The organism is Palleronia salina, from assembly GCF_900141995.1.
GTDB classification, from domain to species: Bacteria; Pseudomonadota; Alphaproteobacteria; order Rhodobacterales; family Rhodobacteraceae; genus Palleronia; species Palleronia salina.
The window spans coordinates 390,416-410,186 of the sequence record NZ_FQZA01000002.1 but is presented as its reverse complement, the minus strand read 5'-3'; the positions used below and the strand labels follow the sequence as shown (position 1 = coordinate 410,186).

20 protein-coding genes are annotated in these 19,771 nt (G+C 69.4%); 6 read left to right on the top strand and 14 right to left on the bottom strand.

Annotation, left to right across the window (positions count from 1 at the left end):
* Positions 1–80: 80 nt before the first annotated feature.
* The 4 genes from BUB76_RS04960 (at position 81) to BUB76_RS04945 (ending at position 4,173) form a co-directional block, all read left to right on the top strand.
* Positions 81–1,064 (top strand): DNA topoisomerase IB, encoded by a 984-nt coding sequence (locus BUB76_RS04960; RefSeq protein WP_073127350.1) that lies wholly within the window; start codon positions 81–83, stop codon positions 1,062–1,064.
* Positions 1,065–1,231: 167 nt separating this feature from the next.
* Entirely contained in the window at positions 1,232–2,089 is an 858-nt protein-coding gene (locus BUB76_RS04955) for an SDR family oxidoreductase (protein ID WP_073127348.1), read from the top strand.
* Between the two features lie 93 nt (positions 2,090–2,182).
* Entirely contained in the window at positions 2,183–2,842 is a 660-nt protein-coding gene (locus BUB76_RS04950) for a potassium channel family protein (protein ID WP_073127346.1), read from the top strand.
* Positions 2,839–4,173 carry a TrkH family potassium uptake protein gene (locus BUB76_RS04945; protein ID WP_084140539.1) on the top strand — a complete coding sequence of 445 codons (1,335 nt, stop codon included), beginning with the start codon at positions 2,839–2,841 and terminating at the stop codon, positions 4,171–4,173. The genes BUB76_RS04950 and BUB76_RS04945 overlap by 4 nt, the downstream gene beginning before the upstream one ends.
* 1 nt (position 4,174) lies before the next feature.
* Here BUB76_RS04945 and BUB76_RS17315 read toward each other — a convergent pair whose 3' ends face one another.
* From BUB76_RS17315 to BUB76_RS04910, 8 genes are all read right to left on the bottom strand, one after another.
* Complete coding sequence (locus BUB76_RS17315) at positions 4,175–4,336, bottom strand: thioredoxin domain-containing protein (protein WP_175550266.1); 162 nt, start codon at positions 4,334–4,336, stop codon at positions 4,175–4,177.
* Positions 4,337–4,339: 3 nt separating this feature from the next.
* Entirely contained in the window at positions 4,340–4,906 is a 567-nt protein-coding gene (locus BUB76_RS04940; protein WP_084140537.1) for a redoxin domain-containing protein, read from the bottom strand.
* A gap of 127 nt (positions 4,907–5,033) precedes the next feature.
* Positions 5,034–6,959 (bottom strand): 1-deoxy-D-xylulose-5-phosphate synthase, encoded by a 1,926-nt coding sequence (dxs, locus tag BUB76_RS04935; RefSeq protein ID WP_073127344.1) that lies wholly within the window; start codon positions 6,957–6,959, stop codon positions 5,034–5,036.
* 99 nt (positions 6,960–7,058) lie between these two features.
* Complete coding sequence (locus BUB76_RS04930; RefSeq protein WP_175550265.1) at positions 7,059–7,925, bottom strand: polyprenyl synthetase family protein; 867 nt, start codon at positions 7,923–7,925, stop codon at positions 7,059–7,061.
* On the bottom strand, positions 7,922–8,164 hold the full coding sequence (locus tag BUB76_RS04925) for an exodeoxyribonuclease VII small subunit (RefSeq protein ID WP_073127341.1): 243 nt from the start codon (positions 8,162–8,164) through the stop codon (positions 7,922–7,924). Before BUB76_RS04925 ends, BUB76_RS04930 begins: the two co-directional genes overlap by 4 nt.
* Positions 8,161–9,087 (bottom strand): histone deacetylase family protein, encoded by a 927-nt coding sequence (locus BUB76_RS04920; RefSeq protein WP_073127339.1) that lies wholly within the window; start codon positions 9,085–9,087, stop codon positions 8,161–8,163. The genes BUB76_RS04925 and BUB76_RS04920 overlap by 4 nt, the downstream gene beginning before the upstream one ends.
* A 41-nt stretch (positions 9,088–9,128) precedes the next feature.
* On the bottom strand, positions 9,129–9,839 hold the full coding sequence (locus BUB76_RS04915) for a response regulator (RefSeq protein WP_073127337.1): 711 nt from the start codon (positions 9,837–9,839) through the stop codon (positions 9,129–9,131).
* A complete protein-coding gene (locus BUB76_RS04910) occupies positions 9,836–10,339 on the bottom strand; it encodes a MarR family winged helix-turn-helix transcriptional regulator (RefSeq protein ID WP_073127335.1) in 504 nt (167 codons plus the stop codon). The genes BUB76_RS04915 and BUB76_RS04910 overlap by 4 nt, the downstream gene beginning before the upstream one ends.
* A 153-nt stretch (positions 10,340–10,492) precedes the next feature.
* Here BUB76_RS04910 and BUB76_RS04905 point away from each other — a divergent pair, with 153 nt between their 5' ends.
* Positions 10,493–11,362: a branched-chain amino acid aminotransferase gene (locus tag BUB76_RS04905; protein WP_073127333.1), complete on the top strand. Its 870-nt coding sequence runs from the start codon at positions 10,493–10,495 to the stop codon at positions 11,360–11,362.
* 6 nt (positions 11,363–11,368) lie between these two features.
* On the opposite strand, the gene BUB76_RS04900 is transcribed toward BUB76_RS04905, so the two are convergent.
* The 3 genes from BUB76_RS04900 to BUB76_RS04890 all read right to left on the bottom strand — a co-directional run bounded on the left by BUB76_RS04900 (position 11,369) and on the right by BUB76_RS04890 (position 13,228).
* On the bottom strand, positions 11,369–11,563 hold the full coding sequence (locus BUB76_RS04900) for a hypothetical protein (RefSeq protein ID WP_073127331.1): 195 nt from the start codon (positions 11,561–11,563) through the stop codon (positions 11,369–11,371).
* Positions 11,564–11,662: 99 nt separating this feature from the next.
* Positions 11,663–12,580, bottom strand: a complete 918-nt coding sequence (locus BUB76_RS04895; RefSeq protein WP_073127329.1) for a DMT family transporter — start codon at positions 12,578–12,580, stop codon at positions 11,663–11,665.
* 45 nt (positions 12,581–12,625) lie between these two features.
* On the bottom strand, positions 12,626–13,228 hold the full coding sequence (locus tag BUB76_RS04890; RefSeq protein ID WP_139250774.1) for a LolA family protein: 603 nt from the start codon (positions 13,226–13,228) through the stop codon (positions 12,626–12,628).
* Positions 13,229–13,418: 190 nt separating this feature from the next.
* Between BUB76_RS04890 and dps the strand changes: the two genes are divergently transcribed.
* Positions 13,419–13,898, top strand: coding sequence for a DNA starvation/stationary phase protection protein Dps (gene dps, locus BUB76_RS04885; protein ID WP_073127327.1), 480 nt, complete (start codon positions 13,419–13,421; stop codon positions 13,896–13,898).
* Positions 13,899–14,220: 322 nt separating this feature from the next.
* Here dps and BUB76_RS04880 read toward each other — a convergent pair whose 3' ends face one another.
* The 3 genes from BUB76_RS04880 to BUB76_RS04870 all read right to left on the bottom strand — a co-directional run bounded on the left by BUB76_RS04880 (position 14,221) and on the right by BUB76_RS04870 (position 19,747).
* Positions 14,221–17,100, bottom strand: a complete 2,880-nt coding sequence (locus BUB76_RS04880) for a DNA translocase FtsK (protein WP_073127324.1) — start codon at positions 17,098–17,100, stop codon at positions 14,221–14,223.
* Positions 17,101–17,119: 19 nt separating this feature from the next.
* Entirely contained in the window at positions 17,120–18,304 is a 1,185-nt protein-coding gene (locus BUB76_RS04875) for an aminotransferase class I/II-fold pyridoxal phosphate-dependent enzyme (protein WP_073127322.1), read from the bottom strand.
* A gap of 117 nt (positions 18,305–18,421) precedes the next feature.
* Positions 18,422–19,747 carry an amidase gene (locus BUB76_RS04870; RefSeq protein ID WP_073127553.1) on the bottom strand — a complete coding sequence of 442 codons (1,326 nt, stop codon included), beginning with the start codon at positions 19,745–19,747 and terminating at the stop codon, positions 18,422–18,424.
* Positions 19,748–19,771: the final 24 nt, after the last annotated feature.

Below are 19,771 nucleotides of genomic sequence, written 5' to 3'. Positions count from 1 at the left end.
GAGGCTTAGCGAAAAGGCCCCTTCCCCACAAGCAAGGCCGACGCGGAACCGCGCGTTCCGGGCGGGTGTTGACGGGCACGATGAAGGATGTACCCGACCTGGTCTACTACCCCGACACCCGGCCCGGCATAACCCGGCGGCGGGCCGGGCGCGGCTGGTCCTACACCGCGCCCGACGGCACCCGCATCGACGACCGGGCCGAGCGGCGGCGCCTGGACGCGCTGGCCGTGCCGCCCGCCTATGGCGATGTCTGGATCTGCCCCCGCGCCGACGGCCACCTGCAGGCCACCGGGCGCGACGACCGCGACCGCAAGCAGTACCGCTACCACGCGGCATGGACCGCCTTCCGCGCGCGCCGGAAATTCGACGATCTCGCCGGGTTCGGCGCGGCCCTGCCGGCGATCCGGCGGCGCATCCGGCGCGACCTGCAAGGCGCGGCGGGCGACCGCGCCGTGGCCACGGCGGCGGTGCTCGCGATGATCGACCGGCTGTCCTTGCGCGTGGGCAACCGCGACTACGCCGAGGAGAACGGCACCTACGGCGCCACCACGCTGCGGCCCCGGCACGTGCAGCTCGGCCCCGACGCGCTGAAGCTCCGCTATCCCGGCAAGGGCGGCGCCACCATAAAGCGCAGCCTGCGCGACAAGCGCCTCGCGCAGGTGCTCCACCAGCTCGACGACCTGCCCTGCGCGACGCTGGTCACCTGGCTCGACGACGCGGGCGCGGCGCACGAGGTCACGTCGAGCCAGGTGAACGAGCTTCTGCACGACATCACCGGGCAGGACGGATTCACCGCCAAGACCTTCCGCACCTGGAACGGCACCACCGCCGCGATGGAGATCGCGTTGAAAGAGGACCGCCTGACGATCAAGGCCATGGCCGAGGCCGCCGCCAACCGCCTCGGCAACACGCCGACCATCGCGCGCAACAGCTACATCCACCCCGAGGTGATCGCCCTCACCGATCGCGACGCGGACGACCGCGCCGCGCTGGCCGACGCCGCGCCCGATCGGCGCGGCCTGCGCATCGCCGAGCGCGCCGTGCTGCATCTGCTCACCGGCTGACCCGCGAACGGGCCGCCCGGCCGGGCCTCGCCAGACGGTCTCGCCCCCGCCCTTCATCTTTCCCCAAATACCTCCGGGGGTGTGGGGGCAGGCAGCCCCCACGCATCTCACCCCCCGCGCCACGGCCCGGGCTTGATCAGGGCCCACCGCCCGTCTACCCCGTTCCCATGAACCTCCTGTCCTTCGGTCACGGCTTCTCCGCCCGCGCGCTCGCGCCGATCCTGCTGGAGCGCGGCTGGCGCATCACCGGCACCACCCGCAGCGCCGACAAGGCCGGCGCCATCGCGGCCACCGGCGTCACGCCCATGATCTTTCCCGGCGATGACCCGGGGCCCGCGCTGGCGCGCGCCACGCATCTGCTGATCTCGGCCGGGCCGGACGATGGCACCGACCCCACCCTGGCCGTCGCCCGCGACGCCATCGCGCGGGCCGCGCCGCACCTGCTGTGGGTGGGCTACCTGTCGACCACGGGGGTATACGGCGACCACGGCGGCGGCTGGGTGGACGAGGACACGGCGCTCACGCCCTCGACAAGGCGCGGCGTGGCCCGCGTCGCGGCCGAAACGGCGTGGCGGGACCTCGCCCGGGACACCGGCCTGCCGCTGCACATCTTCCGGCTGGCGGGGATCTACGGCCCCGGCCGCGGCCCCTTCGCCAAGGTGCGCGCGGGCACCGCGCGGCGGATCGTCAAGCCCGGACAGGTGTTCAGCCGCATCCACGTGGACGATATCGCGCAGGTGCTCGCGGCCTCGATCGACCGCCCCAATCCCGGCGCGGTCTACAATCTCTGCGACGACGACCCGGCCCCGCCCGAGGACGTGATCGCCCACGCCGCCGACCTGCTGGGCGTGCCGCGCCCCCCGGCGATCGCCTTCGACGACGCCGACATGACCCCCATGGCGCGCAGCTTCTACGCCGAAAGCAAGCGCGTGCGGAACGACCGCATCAAGTCGGAACTGGGGGTGAAGCTGATCCACCCGACCTATCGCGACGGGCTGGCCGCGCTGCTGAAGGGCGGCGACTAGCCCGGTCCCGGCGCAAATGTTGATGCGGCGCGGCCTCGACTTCCCCCGCGCCCGCGATACCCTTCTTCCCAACCGAATGAAGGGCTGGGAACCATGGCCGAGAAGAAAGGCAGTTTCGCCGTGCTCGGGCTGGGAAATTTCGGCGCGACGGTCGCGACCGAACTTGCCCGCTTCGAGAACTACGTCATCGGCATCGACGGCGACGACAAGGTCGTCAACGCCATGGCCGACAAGCTGGACCAGGCGCTGATCCTCGACGTGCGCGACGAGGCGGCCCTGCGCGAGGCGGGCGTCGGCGAATGCGACGCGGCGCTTGTTTCCATGGGCCACGACCTCGAGGCCAGCGTGCTGGCCACCATGAACCTCAAGGTGATCGGGGTCGAAACGATCTGGGCCAAGGCCACGTCCAAGACCCATCACCGCATCCTGTCGCGCCTGGGGGTCGAGCGCGTGATCCACCCCGAGGTCGACGTGGGCAACCAGGTCGCGCAGATGATGAACAACCCGCTGGTGCGGGATTTCGTCACGCTGGGCAACGGGTTCTACGTGGTCAACCTGATCATCCCGGACGCGCTGAACGGCGAATCGCTGGGCGATCTGAACCTGTCCAAGTTCGACTTGCGCTGTCTCGGTGTCATGCGCGGGACCGACTATCTCGGGACCGAGGGGGACAACACCACGCTGGAATGCGATGACCGGCTGCTGCTCCTGGGCCTCCGGGCCGATCTGCGCGCGTTCACCTCCAGCCTATGACCCGGACGCTCCAGGCCTGGCTCCGCGCGACGCCGCCGCCGGGTATCCTGACCGCCATCTACGCCGTCTTCATCTCGCTGGGCGCCTTGGTGCTGTGGCTGCCCATCTCGCACAACGATGCCGTGGGGTTCGGCGATGCGCTTTTCACCGCCGTGTCGGCCGTCACCGTGACGGGGCTGGTGGTGGTCGATACCGGGTCCGACTTCACGCTGTTCGGGCAGATCGTCATCGCCATCCTGATCCAGCTGGGCGGCCTGGGCCTGATGGCGTTCGCCGTGCTTCTGCTCTCGGCGCTGGGCGTGCCAATCGGCCTGCCTTCGCAGATGATCCTGCGCGAGGAGGTGAACCAGACCTCGGTGTCCGACCTGGGCCCGCTCGTGCGCACGATCTTCGCCGTCGCACTGGGGGCCGAGCTGATCGGGGCGGCCCTGCTCGCCACGCGCTTCGTCCCGCAGGAGGGCTGGGGCCCCGGCCTGTGGGACGCCGTTTTCCACGCGGTCTCGGCCTTCAACAACGCGGGCTTCTCGACCTTCTCGAACTCGCTGATCGACTACGCCGGCGACCCGGTGGTCACCCTGGTAATCTCGCTGATGTTCGTGGTCTCGGGGCTGGGCTTCGTCGTCCTGTCGGAGGTCTGGCGCAGGCGGTCCTGGCGCGCGCTGTCGCTGCATTCCAAGCTCATGCTGGCGGGCAGCGCGATCCTGATCGCCGCGTCCTTCCTGCTGTTCACGATGCTGGAATGGACCAACCCCGACACGCTGGGCGGGCTGGACTCGGTGGGCGACCGCCTGCTGGCCGGCTGGTTCCAGGCCGTCACGCCGCGCACCGCCGGGTTCAACAGCGTCGATACCGCCGCCATGCGCGACAGCACCACGCTGTTAACCATCGGGCTGATGATCGTGGGGGGCGGCTCGGCCTCGACCGCGGGCGGGATCAAGGTGACCACCGTGCTCGTGCTGCTGATGGGCGTGATCGCCTTCTTTCGCCGCAGCACGCAGCTGACCGCGTTCGGCCGGTCCATCGGCGCGGACGAGGTTCAGAAGGTCATGGCGCTGACCACCATCAGTACGCTGCTGATCTTCACCAGCTTCTTCGCCCTGACGCTCAGCACCGACATCGAGTTCAAGCTGGCCCTGTTCGAGGTCGCATCGGCCTTCGGCACCGTGGGCCTGTCGCTGGGCGCCACGGGCGAGCTCGACGGCTGGGGCCGCGCGGTCATCATGGTGCTGATGTTCGCGGGCCGGGTCGGTCCGCTGGCGCTGGGCTTCTTCCTGGCCACGCGCGTGACGCCGCGCGTCCGCTACCCCTCGGGGCAGATCTACCTGGGCTGACCTAGCGGCGGCGCCCCGGCACGGCCGTCCGCAGGTAGGCGTTCACGCGCAGCCAACGACCGGCGAAGCCCGTCTCGGCCTCTTCGTCGCTCATGGTGGGCGGGACGACCATGGTGCTGCCCGGCTCCCAGTTGGCCGGCGCGTACAGCCCGTCGCGATCCACGATCTACATCCCGTCGATGACGCGCAGGATCTCGTGCGTGCTGCGGCCGATGGCGTTGGGATACTCGAAAATCGCCCGGATGCGCATGGTCTCGTCCAGGATGAAGGTCTTGCGCACCGGCAAGGGGCGCACCGAGTTGGGGTGGAACATCCCCATCAGCCGCGCCAGCTTGCCGCCCTCGTCGGCGACCACGGGAAAGACCACCGAGACGTCGAAGGTGCCCTCGATATCGGCGATCCAGGCCGACTCGGTCTGGATGTCGCTCTGGGTGACGCCAAGCAACCTGACGTTGCGTCGGTCAAAGTCATCCTGGGCGGCGGCGAACTCGGCGATTTCGGTCGCGCAGACAGCCGAATTGGCCTGCGGGTGGCCGAAAAGGACGGTCCACTGATCCTTCGCCCAGTCGTGGAATTCGAACCGGCCAAACGTGCTGTCGGCCGAGAAATCGGCGAAAATATCCCCGATTCCCGGCACCCAGGGGACCTGACGGGCATAGGCCGCCGGCACGCGCGCCTCGGTGGCGCCACCGCCGGTGCCGTCGAAGAAACTGCTCGATTTGCGAAAGAACATGTGACCCGCTCGCCATGAACCGGGTCACGGGTCTTTGCCCGCGTTGCCGGATTAACCATTTGTTAAGGATTGTCCGCCGTTTCGCCGCGCAGTCAACTGGAAGATGTGCTGCGTCAAAGAATGTTGCTCAGGCGCGCTTCCCGATCTGCTCGACCCCGAGGACCGAAAGCACCTTGGCCTCGATATCCTCGGCGTTCAGGCCGGCGACCGCGTACATGTCGCGCGGGCTGGCCTGGTCGATGAAGATGTCGGGCAGCACCATCGACCGGAACTTCAGCCCGGTGTCGAAGACGCCTTCCTCGGCCAGAAGCTGGGCCACGTGGCTGCCGAAGCCGCCGATGCTGCCCTCCTCGATGGTGATCAGCGCGTCGTGGTCGCGTGCCAGGTCCAGGATCAGCTCGCGGTCCAGCGGCTTGGCGAACCGCGCGTCCGCGACGGTGGGATTGATGCCGCGCGCGTCCAGCGCCTCGACCGCCTCCTCGATCTCTTTCAGCCGCGCGCCGAAGTTCAGCAGCGCGACGCCCTTGCCTTCGCGAATCATGCGGCCCTTGCCGATCTCCAGCACCTCGCCCCGCTCGGGCATCTCGACGCCCGTGCCCTCGCCCCGGGGGAAACGGAACGCGATCGGCCCGCTGTCATGCGCCGCGGCGGTGGCGACCATGTGCTTCAGCTCGGCCTCGTCTGCCGCGGCCATGACGACGAAGCCCGGCAGGTTCGACAGGTAGGCGGTGTCGAACGCGCCCGCGTGGGTCGCGCCGTCGGCGCCCACCAGCCCGGCCCGGTCGATGGCAAAGCGCACGGGCAGCCGTTGCAGCGCCACGTCGTGCACCACCTGGTCATAGCCGCGCTGCAGGAAGGTCGAGTAGATCGCGCAGAACGGCTTCATCCCGCCGGCGGCCAGCCCCGCGCTGAATGTCACGCCGTGCTGTTCGGCGATCCCCACGTCGAAACAGCGCGACGGGTAGCGTTCGGCGAACAGGTTCAGCCCGGTGCCGTCGGGCATGGCGGCGGTCACCGCGCAGACCCGGTCGTCGCGCGCGGCCTCCTCGACCAGCGACTTGGCGAAGACCGAGGTGTAGGACGGCGCGTTCGACTTGGCCTTCGACTGCTTGCCGCTCAGCACGTCGAACTTGGCGGTCGCGTGGCCGCGGTCCGCCGCGTTCTCGGCGGGGGAATAGCCCTTGCCCTTCTTGGTGATGACGTGGATCAGGACGGGCCCGGTCGCCCGCGCGCGCACGGTGCGCAGCACCGGTAGAAGCTGCTCCATGTCGTGCCCGTCGATGGGCCCGAGATAGCTGAAGCCCAGTTCCTCGAACAGCGTGCCGCCGATGACCGAGTGCTTCAGCAGGTCGCGCGCCCGCCGCGCCCCCTGCTGGAACGGCGTGGGCAGCATCGACACCGCGCCCTTGGCGGCGGCCTTCAGCTCCTGGAACGGTGCGCCCGCGTAAAGGCGCGACAGGTAGGACGACATCGCGCCCACGGGTGGGGCGATGGACATCTCGTTGTCGTTGAGGACGACAAACATCCGCTTGCCCAGGTGGCCCGCGTTGTTCATCGCCTCGTAGGCCATGCCGGCGGACATGGCGCCGTCGCCGATCACCGCGATCGCGTCGCCCAGCGCCGGGTCCGGCGCGCCGCCCAGGTCCCGCGCCACGGTAAAGCCCAGCGCCGCGCTGATCGAGGTCGAGCTGTGGGCCGCGCCGAACGGGTCGTAGGGCGACTCGCTGCGCTTGGTGAAACCGCTCAGCCCGTCCTTCTTGCGCAGGGTGCGGATGCGGTCACGCCGCCCGGTCAGGATCTTGTGGGGATAGCACTGGTGGCTCACGTCCCAGATCAGCCGGTCGCGCGGGGTGTCGAACACCGCGTGCAGCGCCACGGTCAGCTCCACCACGCCCAGCCCGGCGCCCAGGTGGCCGCCGGTTTCGCTCACGGCCGAAATCGTCTCTGCCCTGAGCTCATCGGCCACGTGCGACAGGCTGGTATCATCCATCCGCCGCAGGTCGGCGGGGCTGGAGATCCGGTCGAGATGCGGGGTTTTCGGGCGGTCGGTCATGTCAACCTCGGTTTACAGTATTGTCAACGTAGCGCGCTTTGGCGCCACAGGCAAAGGAGTCGTCATCCGGATCGGCCCGACCTTCGGCGCAGATAGCCCTCACGCCTTGCGGTCAATGACGAAGCGGGCGCAGTCGCGCAGGATCTCGGCCCTGGGCCCGTAGGGGGCCAGCGCGTCGCAGGCCTGCGCCACCAGCGCGCCCGCCCGCGCCCGCGCGCCGTCCACGCCCAGAAGCGACACGAAGGTGGCCTTGCCCGCCGCCGCGTCCTTGCCGACCGCCTTGCCGGTGGCAGCCGCGTCGCCCTCCACGTCCAGCAGGTCGTCGGCGATCTGGAAGGCCAGCCCCAGCGCGCGCGCATAGGCGGTCAGCGGCGCGGGGTCGGCGCCCGCCAGCGTCGCGCCCGCGCCGCCCGACCACTCGATCAGCGCGCCGGTCTTGCCCGCCTGCAGGTCGGTGATCGCCGCCAGGTCCAGCGGCGTCCGCGCGGCCTCGGCGGCGATGTCGCGCGCCTGTCCCAGCACCATGCCCTGCGCGCCCGCGGCGCGCGCCAGCCCCGCCACCAGCGCCACGCGCACCGCCGGGTCGGGGTGGCAGTCGGCGCGGGACAGCAGCTCGAACGCCAGGGTCTGCAACGCGTCCCCCGCCAGGATCGCGGTGGCATCGTCCCATTTCACGTGCACCGTGGGCAGGCCGCGCCGCAGGTCGTCGTCGTCCATGGCGGGCAGGTCGTCATGCACCAGGCTGTAGGCGTGCAGCGCCTCGATCGCGGCGGCGGCGGTCACCGCGTCGGCATCGTCCAGGCCGTTCAGCCGCGCGCCTTCCATCACCAGGAACCCGCGCAACCGCTTGCCGCCCGAAACAGCGTGGCGCATGGCGTGGTGCACCGGGTCGCCGCCGGTCACGGCCGTGTCCAGCCGCGCCCCGATGCGCGCGGCGCAGCCGGTCAGTCGCGCGGCAAATCTCACTGCGGGTCGAGAGGCTCGGTGCCCTTGGGCTGGCCCTGCCCGTCGAGGGTGATCATCGCGACCTTCTCCTCGGCATCCTTCAGCTTCTGGGCGCAATGCTCCTTCAGAGCCGCGCCGCGCTTGTAGAGCGCGATGGACTCCTCCAGCGGCACGTCGCCTGAATCGAGCTTGGCCACCACGCGTTCCAGCTCGGCCATGGCATCCTCGAAGCTGAGGCTTTCGACGGGGGTCTCGGTCATCGGCTGCGGTCCCTCAGGGTCGTGACATGGGCGGCGACGGACGCGCCCAAGGCGTCCAGATCATATCCGCCCTCCAAAGTCGAGACGACGCGCCCGTCGCAGGTCCGGTCCGCCACGTCGCACAGCCGTTCGGTCAGCCAGGCGAAATCCTCGGTCTCCCACTGCAGCTGCGCCAGCGGGTCATCGAAATGCGCGTCGAACCCGACCGAGATCAGCAGCAGCTCGGGCTGCCATTCCAGCAGTTTCGGGAAGACGTGGCTTTCGTAGACGTCGCGCATGTGCTGGCCGTCGGTGTCGGGCGCCAGCGGCAGGTTCACCACCTGCCCGTGCGCGCCCCGCTCGTCCGGGGCGCCCGTCCCGGGAAACAGCGGCATCTGGTGCGAACTGACGAACAGCGCGCGGCCCTCGTCCCACAGCAGGTCCTGCGTGCCGTTGCCGTGGTGCACGTCGAAATCCACCACGGCGACCCGGCTCAGGCCGTGGCGCTCCAGCGCGTGGCGCGCGGCGATGGCCACGTTGCCGAACAGGCAGAACCCCATGGGGGTCTGACGCTCGGCGTGGTGGCCGGGCGGGCGGCAGCCGACGAAGGCGGCGCGCGCCTCACCATCCAGGACCGCGTCCACCGCCGCCACGCAGCCGCCCACGCCGCCAAGCGCGGCCTGGAGCGAGCCGTGGCTCATATACGTGTCCCCGTCCAGCTGGCGGCGGCGGCCCCGCTCGGGCGCGGCGCGGCGGATGCGGTCGATATGGGCCTGCGTATGACACAGCAGCAGGGCAGCGTCGTCGGCCACGGGCGCCTCGCGCCGGTCCAGCCCCTCCACGCCCTCCAGAGCGTCGGCGATGGCCGTCAGCCGGGCCACCTGCTCGGGGTGGCCATCGGGCGTGACATGGGCATACCCCGCGTCGGTGGCGTAGTAGAGCATCGCTGCCGCCTTCATCTTTCCAAAAATACCTTTGTCCGACGTCAGTCGGTCATCAGGACATAGCCCGCGCCGCGGACCGTCTGCAAATAGCGGGGCTGTTTCGAGTCGGCCTCGATCTTGCGGCGCAGGCGGGTGATCTGGACGTCCACCGCGCGGTCCTGCGCGATCTCGCCGTCCGGCCCGGTGCGGCCCAGGTCCTCGATCAGCTTGGCGCGCGACACCGGCTCGCCCACCTGTCCCGCGAAGATGCGCATCAGCTGCGCCTCCGTGGCAGTCAGGCGCACCATGTCGGGGCCGCGCCACATCTCGCCCCGCGCGATGTCGTAGCGCACGTCCCCCAGGTTCAGCACCTTGGGCGCGGCGTCGGTCTCGACCTCCTGGGGCACGCGGCGCAGGATGGCGTTGATGCGCAGCAGCAGCTCCTTCGGCTCGAACGGCTTGGCCAGGTAGTCGTCCGCCCCCGCCTCGAGGCCCGCGATGCGGTCGGCGGTCTCGCCCTTCGCCGTCAGCAGCAGGACCGGGATCGCGCGCGTCTCGCGCAGGTGGCGGGTCAGCGACACGCCGTCCTCGCCCGGCATCATCACGTCCAGCACGATCAGGTCGAAATCCAGCCCCTCCAGCAGGCGCCGCGCGTGGGCCGCGTCCCGCGCGCCGGTCACGAAGAACCCGCTGCGCGCCAGGAACTTGCACAGAAGCGACCGGATCCGCTCGTCGTCGTCGACGATCATCAGGTGCGCGTCGGGCCCGCTCATGACCCGGCCTCGAGGTCTTCGTTGAACTGGCGGCGCTGTTCGGGGTCCATCATCGCCTCGAGCACGGCGCGAAAGCCTGCCACGGCCTGCGGACCGGCATCGCGGTAGGCGGCGCGCATGCGCACGCGCTGCGCCTCGCTCAGCTCGGCCTCCAGCGCGGCGCCCTTGTCGGTCAGGAACAGGTGCCGCTCGCGCTTGTCGCGCGCGCCCACGCGGCTGTCGACCAGCCCGTCGGCGATCAGCGTCCGCAGCACGCGGTTCAGCGACTGCTTCGTCACGCCCAGGATCTGCAGCAGGTTGTTCACGTTCGTGCCCGGCGTCCGGTTGATGAAATGCACCGCCCGGTGATGCGCCCGGCCATAGCCGTATTGCGCCAGGATCCGGTCGGGATCGGCGGTGAAGCCGCGATAGGCGAAGAACATCGCCTCGATCCCCTTGCGCAGCTGGGCGTCGGTCAGGAACAGCAATCCCTCGCCGCCCGGAGAATGTGGCTTGTTCATCGCGCCCCTCATCGCCGAATTGCCCCGAGTTTACGTCAGCCTTATTGACATTCCAAGCACCGACTGTTAGCGGATTCTCGCAATTATCGCAATAAAATGTCCGAAGCGGACGCATTCGGGTAACAAACGGAAAATTAGGTAAGGAATACGGCCATGTCTGGCGGCTATGACGATCGTGACGGCAAGATCTGGATGGACGGCCAGATGGTGGAATGGCGTGACGCGAAGGTGCACATCCTGACCCACGCGCTGCACTACGCAAGCTCGGTCTTCGAGGGCGAGCGCTGCTACAACGGCAAGATCTTCAAGGGCACCGAGCATTCGGAGCGTCTGAAGAAATCCGCCAACCTCGTCGACTTCGAGATCCCCTATACCGTGGCCGAGATCGACGCCGCGAAAGAAGCGGTGCTGAAGGCCAACGGGCTGGAGAACGCCTATGTCCGCGCGGTGGCGTGGCGCGGGGCGGGGTCCGACATGGGGGTCGCCTCGGCGCGTAACCCGGTGCGCATGGCCGTCGCGGCCTGGGAATGGGGCAACTACTACGGCGACGCCAAGATGAAGGGCGCCAAGCTCGACCTGTCCAAGTGGAAGCGCCCGTCGCCCGAAACCATCCCCTGCGAGGCGAAGGCGGCCGGTCTCTATATGATCTGCACCATGTCCAAGCACGCGGCCGAGGCCAAGGGATGCTCGGACGCCATGATGCTGGACTATCGCGGCTACGTGGCCGAGGCGACCGGCGCCAACATCTTCTTCGTCAAGGACGGCGAGGTGCACACCCCCCTGCCCGACTGCTTCCTGAACGGGATCACCCGGCAGACGGTGCTTGCCATGCTGCGCGACAAGGGCGTGACGGTGCACGAACGCCACATCATGCCCGAAGAGCTCGAGGGCTTCGAGCAGTGCTGGCTGACCGGCACCGCGGCCGAGGTCACGCCGGTGGGCCAGATCGGCGACTACACGTTCGAGGTCGGCGCGCTGACCCGCGACGTGGCCGAAAGCTACGAAAAGCTGGTCCGCAGCTAGGGCCGGTCAGGCCTCGCGGCCGCGGTCGATCCGCAGAAACGCAGGCAGGCGCGCCCCGGTGCGCCGGCCGGGCTGCCGGTCCAGCCGGGCGACCAGCCGGCTGATGCCGCCGCTGGCCTCGGCCCGCTCCATCCGCAGGAACGTGCGAATCGCGCGGCGCGACGGGCTCGGCGCGCTCTTGTCGATGATGTGGCGTGTCATGTCGGCTCCTCCCAGTGCCAATGCGTGCGCTGAACATACCATAACACCGCGCCGATTTCATGCCCCGACCTCGGCCCGCGACGGGAATGCAAGGACCGGCTACATCATCCCCTTGGCGCGCAGCTTGCGGCGCGCGGTGCCGCCGCGGGCCAGCTGCCGTTCGCGCCAGACGATGACGATGCCCGCCGCGATGACCAGAGCGGCGCCCGCCAGCGTATAAAGCCCCGGCACGTCCCCGAACCAGACATAGCCCAGCCCGATCGCCCACAGCATCGAGGTATAGGTGAACGGCGCCAGCGCGCCCGCGTCGGCGTGGCGATAGCTGGCGGTCATCAGCAACTGCCCCACCACGCCGATACTGCCCGCGCCCAGCAGCAGCGCCCATTCATAGGGCGTGGGCCAGACCCAGCCGAAGGGCAGCGTCAGCAGCGACAGGGTGGCGGCGGTGCAGGAGAAGTAGAAGACGATGGCCTCGACCCGCTCGGAGCCCGACATCGCCTTGATGAAGGTCTGCGCCAGCGCGGCCAGCGTGGCCGAGCCCAGCGTCAGCGCCACGCCCAGGGTGGCGGTGGGGCCCAGCCCCTCCTGCCCAAGCTGCGGCCAGACAATGATGCCCACGCCGACCAAGCCCATGGCCACGGCGGTGATCCGCACCAGCCGCACCCGTTCGCCCAGGATCAGCGCTGCGAAGATCACAAGCATCACCGGCGTGACGAAGCGGATCGCCGTCACCTCGGCCAGCGGCAGGTGCGCCAATCCGGCGAACCCCATGCCCATGGCCATCGTCCCCGCGAGTCCGCGCACGGCGTGGCGGTGCCAGTTCGCGGTGCGCAGCCCCGCCGCCAGGTCGCCCCGCATCCACAGCCACGCCGCGATGATCGGGATCGACAGGCCGGCGCGGAAGAAAACGACCTCGCCCGTGGGCACGCGCACCGATGCCGCCTTCACGAAGCTCGACATCAGGGTGAAGAGCGCCATGGCGACGAGGATCATCAGGATGCCGCGGGTGGGGGCCATGGGGCGGCCTTACACCCGGGCGGCGGCGGCGGCCAGTGGCCGCCCCTAGCCGCGGCGCGAAATCTCGGTCGGGATCGAGAAATACCGCGCCGGGAAGTTGCCCCCGGTCTGCAGATCGCCCAGCACCACCGTGGTCCGGCTGCCCTGCCCGTCGATGATCACCCACTGGCGCAGCTGGATCGGGTTGGCGGTGAACACCAGCTCGATCCGGCCGTATTGCGGGTTCTCGGGGTCCTGCGCGGTGACGATGGTCTTGGCGCCGTCCTCGCGGTGGCCGACCACCATGTTGCGCTGCGCCAGGTTCACGTTCGCCTCGAGGATGATGCTCAGCGGCGTGCGGCTCAGCGGGTATTGCTCGGGGCGGCCGGTGTTGGACTTGCCGTCGAACACGGCGACCTGTCCGCCGCCGGCCATGACCAGCGTTTCCTCCGGCGGGTTGTAGTCGAAGCGCACGCGCCCGGGCCGCTGGATGTAGATCTGCCCGGTCGAGATCGTGCCGTCGGCGTTGATCTGGGTAAACTCGGCCTCGGCGGTGCGCATGGCGTTCAAGTATTGCGACAACGCATTCAGCGAGATCGGCGCGGCCATCGCCGGCCTGGCGGCCAGCACGGCGGCGGTGCCCATCAGAAAATGTCGTTTGGTAAGCATGGTTGCGTCCTTCCGTTTCTTGCACCGCATATAGGACCGCATGCCGCACCCCGCCATCGTCAGGCAATAACACGCCCGTGTCGCCCTGCGACAAAGGCGATGGAACCGGGCAGGCCCCGCGCGGATTACTGGGACAAGCGCGGCGGCAAGGCCGCTCGCACCCATGCACGACTGATAAAAGGAATCCGCAATGCCCGAAGCATTTGTTCAAGGAATCGACGATCAGGCCCGCCACAAGGTCATCGACCTGCTCAACGCCCGCCTCGCCGACGTGTCGGCCCTGGCCCTCGCCGTGAAGCAGGCCCATTGGAACCTGAAGGGCCCCGGCTTCATCGGCGTCCACGAGCTGCTGGACGACGTGGCCGACAACCTGCGCGAGGCGCAGGACACCATCGCCGAACGCTGCACCATCCTGGGCGGCCAGGCGAAAGGCACCGTCGAGGTCGTCGCGGCCGAGTCGAACATCGAGCCGTATCCGACCGACATGGAGCACATCGAGGATCACATCAAAGCGCTGAAGGACCGGTTCCTGAAATGCGGTGAGATGATCCGCAAGGCCGCCGAGACCGCCGACGAGGCCGGCGACCCCGACAGCGAAGACCTGTTCGTCGAGATCAGCCGCACGATGGACAAGGACTGCTGGTTCATCGGCGCCAACGGCAAGCAGTAAGCGTCACGACCGCTTAAGACGAAACGGCCCGCCCTCGGCGGGCCGTTCTCGTTTTTGCACCCCGCAAGGCGCAGATCCCGTGTCCCGGCGAGCGCCTTCAGTATTCAACCCCAATGGCCCAGGTGCACATTGTCGTCTTCGCGTCGGCACGTCCGGTGCACGCCCCGTGCACGATCTAGGCCGCCGGTCCGACATCATGGGCCTGCCGGTGCACCCCCGCCGCACGGAAGCGGCACGCGGGGCGCACGCTAGGGGCACGACCGCGGCACCATCCGTGCACAGATCGTGGACAGGACGGCCCGCGCCGCGGTTGCGCGCCCCCTCAGGTCGGTTCCGGCACCAGGATCTCGCGCTTGCCCACGTGGTTGGCGCTGCTGACGACGCCCTCTTCCTCCATCTGCTCCACCAGCCGTGCAGCCTTGTTGTAGCCGATGGCCAGCTTGCGCTGGATATACGAGGTCGAGCACTTGCGGTCCTTGATGACGATGGCGACCGCCTTGTCGTACAGTTCGTCCTCGGAATTGCCGTCGCCGCCGCCCAGACCCAGCACCGCGTCGATGTCGCTGCCCTTGTCCTCGGCGGGGCCGTCGACCACGCCCGACATGTATTCGGGCGGACCGAAGCTCTTGAGATAGTTGACGATTTCCTCGACCTCCTCGTCCGAGCAGAACGGCCCGTGCACGCGGGTGATCTTCGATCCGCCCGCCATGTAGAGCATGTCCCCCATGCCCAGAAGCTGCTCGGCCCCCTGCTCGCCCAGGATGGTGCGGCTGTCGATCTTCGAGGTCACGCTGAAGCTGATCCGCGTCGGGAAGTTCGCCTTGATCGTGCCGGTGATGACGTCCACCGACGGGCGCTGCGTGGCCATGATCAGGTGGATGCCGCTGGCCCGTGCCATCTGCGCAAGCCGTTGAATACAGGCTTCGATTTCCTTGCCCGCGACCATCATCAGGTCGGCCATCTCGTCCACGATGACGACGATGAACGGCAGGATCTCGGGCTGGATCTCCTCGGTCTCGTAGATCGGCTCGCCCGTGTCGTCGTCGAACCCGGTCTGGACCGTCCGCTCGAACATCTCGTCCTTGGCCAGCGCCTCGCGCACGCGGCCATTGTAGCCCTCGATGTTGCGCACGCCCATCTTGGACATCTTGCGGTACCGGTCCTCCATCTCGCCAACGACCCATTTCAGGGCGACGACCGCCTTCTTGGGGTCGGTGACGACGGGGCTCAGAAGATGCGGAATCCCATCATAAACAGACAGTTCCAGCATCTTCGGATCGATCATGATCATCCGGCACTCGTCCGGTGTCAGCTTGTAAAGCAGCGACAGGATCATGGTGTTGATCGCCACCGACTTGCCCGAGCCGGTCGTCCCCGCGATCAGGAGGTGGGGCATCTTGGCAAGGTTCGCGACCACCGGGTCACCGCCGATATCCTTGCCCAGCGCCAGCGGCAGGCGGTGGTTGCCGTCGCCGAAATCGCGGGTGGCCAGGATCTCGCGCAGGACGCACATCTCGCGGTTCTCGTTGGGCAATTCGATGCCGATGACACTGCGCCCCGGAACGGTCGAAACCCGCGCCGACAGGGCCGACATGGATCGCGCGATGTCGTCGGCCAAGCCGATAACGCGGCTGGCCTTCAGACCCGGCGCCGGCTCAAGCTCGTACATGGTGACGACGGGGCCGGGGCGGACGCTGACGATCTCGCCCTTCACGCCGTAATCGTCCAGCACGTTCTCGAGCATCCGCGCGTTCTCTTCCAGCGCCTCGTCGCTCAGAACATGCCGCGTCACCGTGTCGGGGCTGGTCAGCAGCGACAGCGGCGGATGCTCGTAGGCCGCGCTCTGGTCGTCGAAGGCCAGCTTGGGCTGCGCCTCGTCCTTGGCCTTGGTCGACGGCGCGGGGGCCTTGCGGTTCATGTGCTGGACCACGGGCTTGGTCTGCGGGGCCGGCGGCGCGGCGCGGGGGGCCGGCTGCGGTTCGGGGCGGTGCGGGGTGGGCGCGACCAGCTCGGGCTCGGGCATTTCACGCGCGCTCAGGTCATCCTCGACCGGCTCGGCCTGGGGGGCGTCCGTCGCCGTCAGCGGCGGCGTCTGGTCGATGCGCAACGGTTGCGGGCCGCGCGGATGGCGGCGCGCCAGCAAGGGCTCGGCGCCACGCGCGTGCCCCGCCGTCAGCACCGGCTGGCTGCGCGCCCGGGCCTTGATGACATCGGAGATCTTGGACTTGATGCGGTCCTCACCGGACAGGGGCGGCATCTGCTCGGCGGCCGCGTCGGACGTGCGCAGGGCGCCGGTCAGCCGCCCCAGGATACCGGCGCGGGGCTGATCGGCATAATCGTCCTCGTCCTCTCCGAAGAGCTCCTCGTCCTCGTTCGCGACGGGGCGCGGCGGGGCGGCGCGCAGAACGGGGCGAGGCTGCGCCGGGCCGTCCGTCTCGGGTTCCAGCAGAGCGGCCTGGCGCGCGGCTTCGCGTTCGGCGGCGCGCTCGGCCCGGCGGGCGCGTGCCTGTGCCGCGGCGGCGGCCCCCGCGCCCACGCCGGCGCCCACGGTCCGAGACCCGGCGGCCAGCGCGGTCATCAGCGAGGCATAGGTCATCACGATGCCGCGCAGCAGCCAGCCCGCGATCTGGCGCAGCTCGGCCCGGGTCACGCCCAGAACGAAGCCGCCCATCACCAGCGTCGCGACCATCAGCAGGAACGCCGTGGCCTTGAGCCCGAAGGCCCCCGAGACGCCCAGCACGCCCAGCAGCGTGCCCAGCGCGGTATCCCCGAACAGCCCGCCCAGACCGAAGGAATGGCCCCAGTCGGCACCCGGCACGTGGGTCGAGGCATAGACCGAGCCCAGCGCGATGGCGATCGGTGCGAAGACGGCGCGCGACAGGGCGCGCTCTTCGCCGCGGTGCATCAGGAACCGCCCGCCCCAGACCAGGAAGGTCAGCGCGATGCCCCAGGCGCCCCAGCCCACGATGATGTTCAGCGGTGACGCGATCGAGGCGCCCATGCGCCCCAGCAGGTTGCGCGCCGGCTCGGAGGTGACCGAAAGCCAGCTGGGATCGTCTGGGCGATAGCTGGCCAGCATCAGCGCGACGGCGACGCCCAAACCAATCAGCAGAAGGCCCAGCAGTTCGCGCCCGCGCCGTTCCAGCGCCGCCTGGGTGTTGCTGTCGAACAGCGGGTCCCGCCCGCGTGTCTGATACGCCATCGTTGCCTCGTTGCTCTTTTTATTCTTTGAACAGGCAGTCGCGGATCTGTGTCAGACCCTCGGCCACCTCGTCCTCGTCGGCGACCATCGCCACCCTGATGAACTTCTTCCCCGGATTGCCCGCGTCGGTATCGCGCGACAGGTAGGCGCCCGGCAGCACCCGGACCCCCGTTGTCTGCCACAGCTTCAGCGCGGCCGCCTCGCCATCCTCGACCGGCAGCCACAGAAAGAACCCCGCCTGGGGCGCCGCGCAGCCCGGTATGTTCGCGAAGATGCGGTCGGCCATCTCGTACTTGCGGACATAGCGCGCGCGGCTGGCGTCCACGTGGGCCTCGTCGGCCCAGGCGCGGGCGGCCACCGCCTGCAACGGCACCGGAAGGGGCGCGCCCGCGTAGTTGCGCAGCTGCTTCAGCGCCGCGATCGTCTGCTTGCCGCCCGCGACGAAGCCCGAGCGCAGACCGGCGAGGTTCGAACGCTTGGACAGCGAATGGAAGATCAGCAGCCGCTCGGGGTCGGCGCCCATCTTCTGCGCCACTTCCATGGCGCCCGGCGGCGGCGTGCCGCGATAGACCTCGGAATAGCATTCATCCGCGAAGACCCGGAAATCGTGCCGCTCGGCCAGCTCCAGCAGGCTGCGCCAGTATTCGGTGTCCGCGACGGCACCCTGCGGGTTCGAGGGCGAGCAGATATAGGCGACGGCGACCCGGTCCAGCACTTCGGGCGGCAGCGCCGTGTAGTCGGGCAGAAACCCGGTCGCGGCCGTCGCGGGCACGTAATGCGGCTGGGCCGCCATGGCCAGCGCCGCGACCGCGTAGACCTGGTAGAACGGGTTCGGGGTCAGAACGACCGGCACCTGGCCGTTCTTTTCCTCGGGGCACAGGGCGACGGCGGCGTTGAACAGCCCCTCGCGTGTGCCGTTCAGCGGCAGGACCTGGGTTTCGGCGCAGACCTCGACACCGTAGCGCCGCTTGAGCCAGGCGGTGATCGAGTGGCGCAGCACGGGCGTGCCGTCATTGGGCGGGTAGTTCGCAAAGGCCCCCACATGCGCCGCGATCTCGTCCAGGACGAAGTCCGGCGGCGCGTGGCGCGGGTCACCGATGGTCATGTGGATCACGTCGCCGCCGGGAGCGTGCACGTCGAGAAGGCTCCGCAGACGCGGAAACGCATAGGCCGGCAGGGTTTGGAACCGCGCGGGGTGCTGCATTAGGTGCCTCGATACAGGGGTCTGTCGCCCCATTTGGGACGAACGATAACGTGAAGCCCGCCGGGCGGTCCAGCCGGCTGGCGGGCGGCACGGGGCTTGGCGGGGGGCCTGTGGCTTTTAGGCCAGCGCCCGTTCAGCCGCTTGCCCGAGCCGCAGAAGACGCCCCTCGTGCCCCGCAAGCCCCTGCAAAAGAAGGCCGACCGAGGGCGTGCCGCTGGGCAGGCTCAGCCCGGCCAGGCCCAGAAGGTTGCCGATCCGGGTGTTGCGCAGGGTCATCAGGTTCGCGCTGACGTAGTAGTCGTCGTCGGTCTCGAGCCGGGCGCGCTTGGGCGGCAGGATCGGGCAGGTCGGTTGGATCACGGCGTCGTATCCGGCGGTCGCCGCGGCGTATTCGGCGCGCATTCGGTCGAGCGTGCGCCACGCGGCCACGAAGTCGCAGGCGCTGACATCGGCGCCCGCCCGGAACCGGGTCCGCACCTGGTGATACATCCTGTCGGGCGCGGATTCGATCGTCTCGCGCCAGATGGCATAGCCCTCGGGCGCGAAAACCAGCGGGCTTTGCGCCAGCGCGGTATCGACGCAGGGCAGCGCGCGGCGCTCGACCACCGCCCCGGCCCGTTCAAGCAGGGCCACCGCGCGTTCGAAACCCTCCACGACGGTCTCGTCGCAGTCGGCCAGCGCGTTCTCCAGCACCATCAGGCGGCGCCCGGCCAGCGACGAGTAGGCAAGGTCGGGCGCACGCCGACCCGCCAGCACCGCCCAGATCTCGGCCGCGTCCTCGACGGAGCGCGCCAGCGGCCCGGCCGTGTCGAAGCTGGGGCAGAGCGGCAGAGCACCCTCCATCGACAGCGATCCGTGACCGGGCTTGAAGCCCACAAGGTCGTTCCAGGCCGCGGGGAGCCGGATCGATCCCCCGGTGTCGGACCCGATTCCCGCCGGCGCCAGGCCGAACGCCACCGACGCCGCCGCGCCCGAGGACGACCCGCCCGACACCGCGTCGGGGTCGTTCACGCAGGGCGGCGTCGCCGTCGACGGGTTCAGACCCAGGCCCGAGAACGCCAGCTCGCTCAGATGGGTCTTGCCGAGGCACACCAGTCCCGCCAGCGTCGCCTGCCGCAGCAACGCGGCATCCCGGTCGGGCACGCGGCCTTCCAGCAACGCGCTGCCGCCTTCGCAGGGCACACCCGCGCAGTCATAAAGGTCCTTCCAGCCGATGGGCACGCCGTCCAGCAGCCCCCGCCGCACACCGTGCCGGGCTCGCTGCCGCGCCGCCTGTGCCTCGGACAACGCGCGGTCCGGGGTCATGCGCGCGAAGATGCGGGGGGCGAGGTCGTGGTCGCTGGCGGCGTCCAGGAAGGTTTGCGCCAGTTCCACGGGGTCCAGCGCGCCCTGCCCGATGGCGCGCCCCAGGTCACATGCCGTCGCCCGTGTCAGATCGTCCATGGTGTCCCCCGCCCGGTTCGCCGC

Coding starts and splice junctions, on each gene's coding strand:
- BUB76_RS04960 (WP_073127350.1), top strand. CDS start 81: ATGAAGGATGTACCCGACCTGGTCTACTACCCCGACACCCGGCCCGGC.
- BUB76_RS04955 (WP_073127348.1), top strand. CDS start 1,232: ATGAACCTCCTGTCCTTCGGTCACGGCTTCTCCGCCCGCGCGCTCGCG.
- BUB76_RS04950 (WP_073127346.1), top strand. CDS start 2,183: ATGGCCGAGAAGAAAGGCAGTTTCGCCGTGCTCGGGCTGGGAAATTTC.
- BUB76_RS04945 (WP_084140539.1), top strand. CDS start 2,839: ATGACCCGGACGCTCCAGGCCTGGCTCCGCGCGACGCCGCCGCCGGGT.
- BUB76_RS04940 (WP_084140537.1), bottom strand. CDS start 4,906: ATGTTCTTTCGCAAATCGAGCAGTTTCTTCGACGGCACCGGCGGTGGC.
- dxs (WP_073127344.1), bottom strand. CDS start 6,959: ATGACCGACCGCCCGAAAACCCCGCATCTCGACCGGATCTCCAGCCCC.
- BUB76_RS04925 (WP_073127341.1), bottom strand. CDS start 8,164: ATGACCGAGACCCCCGTCGAAAGCCTCAGCTTCGAGGATGCCATGGCC.
- BUB76_RS04920 (WP_073127339.1), bottom strand. CDS start 9,087: ATGCTCTACTACGCCACCGACGCGGGGTATGCCCATGTCACGCCCGAT.
- BUB76_RS04915 (WP_073127337.1), bottom strand. CDS start 9,839: ATGAGCGGGCCCGACGCGCACCTGATGATCGTCGACGACGACGAGCGG.
- BUB76_RS04910 (WP_073127335.1), bottom strand. CDS start 10,339: ATGAACAAGCCACATTCTCCGGGCGGCGAGGGATTGCTGTTCCTGACC.
- BUB76_RS04905 (WP_073127333.1), top strand. CDS start 10,493: ATGTCTGGCGGCTATGACGATCGTGACGGCAAGATCTGGATGGACGGC.
- BUB76_RS04900 (WP_073127331.1), bottom strand. CDS start 11,563: ATGACACGCCACATCATCGACAAGAGCGCGCCGAGCCCGTCGCGCCGC.
- BUB76_RS04895 (WP_073127329.1), bottom strand. CDS start 12,580: ATGGCCCCCACCCGCGGCATCCTGATGATCCTCGTCGCCATGGCGCTC.
- BUB76_RS04890 (WP_139250774.1), bottom strand. CDS start 13,228: ATGCTTACCAAACGACATTTTCTGATGGGCACCGCCGCCGTGCTGGCC.
- dps (WP_073127327.1), top strand. CDS start 13,419: ATGCCCGAAGCATTTGTTCAAGGAATCGACGATCAGGCCCGCCACAAG.
- BUB76_RS04880 (WP_073127324.1), bottom strand. CDS start 17,100: ATGGCGTATCAGACACGCGGGCGGGACCCGCTGTTCGACAGCAACACC.
- BUB76_RS04875 (WP_073127322.1), bottom strand. CDS start 18,304: ATGCAGCACCCCGCGCGGTTCCAAACCCTGCCGGCCTATGCGTTTCCG.
- BUB76_RS04870 (WP_073127553.1), bottom strand. CDS start 19,747: ATGGACGATCTGACACGGGCGACGGCATGTGACCTGGGGCGCGCCATC.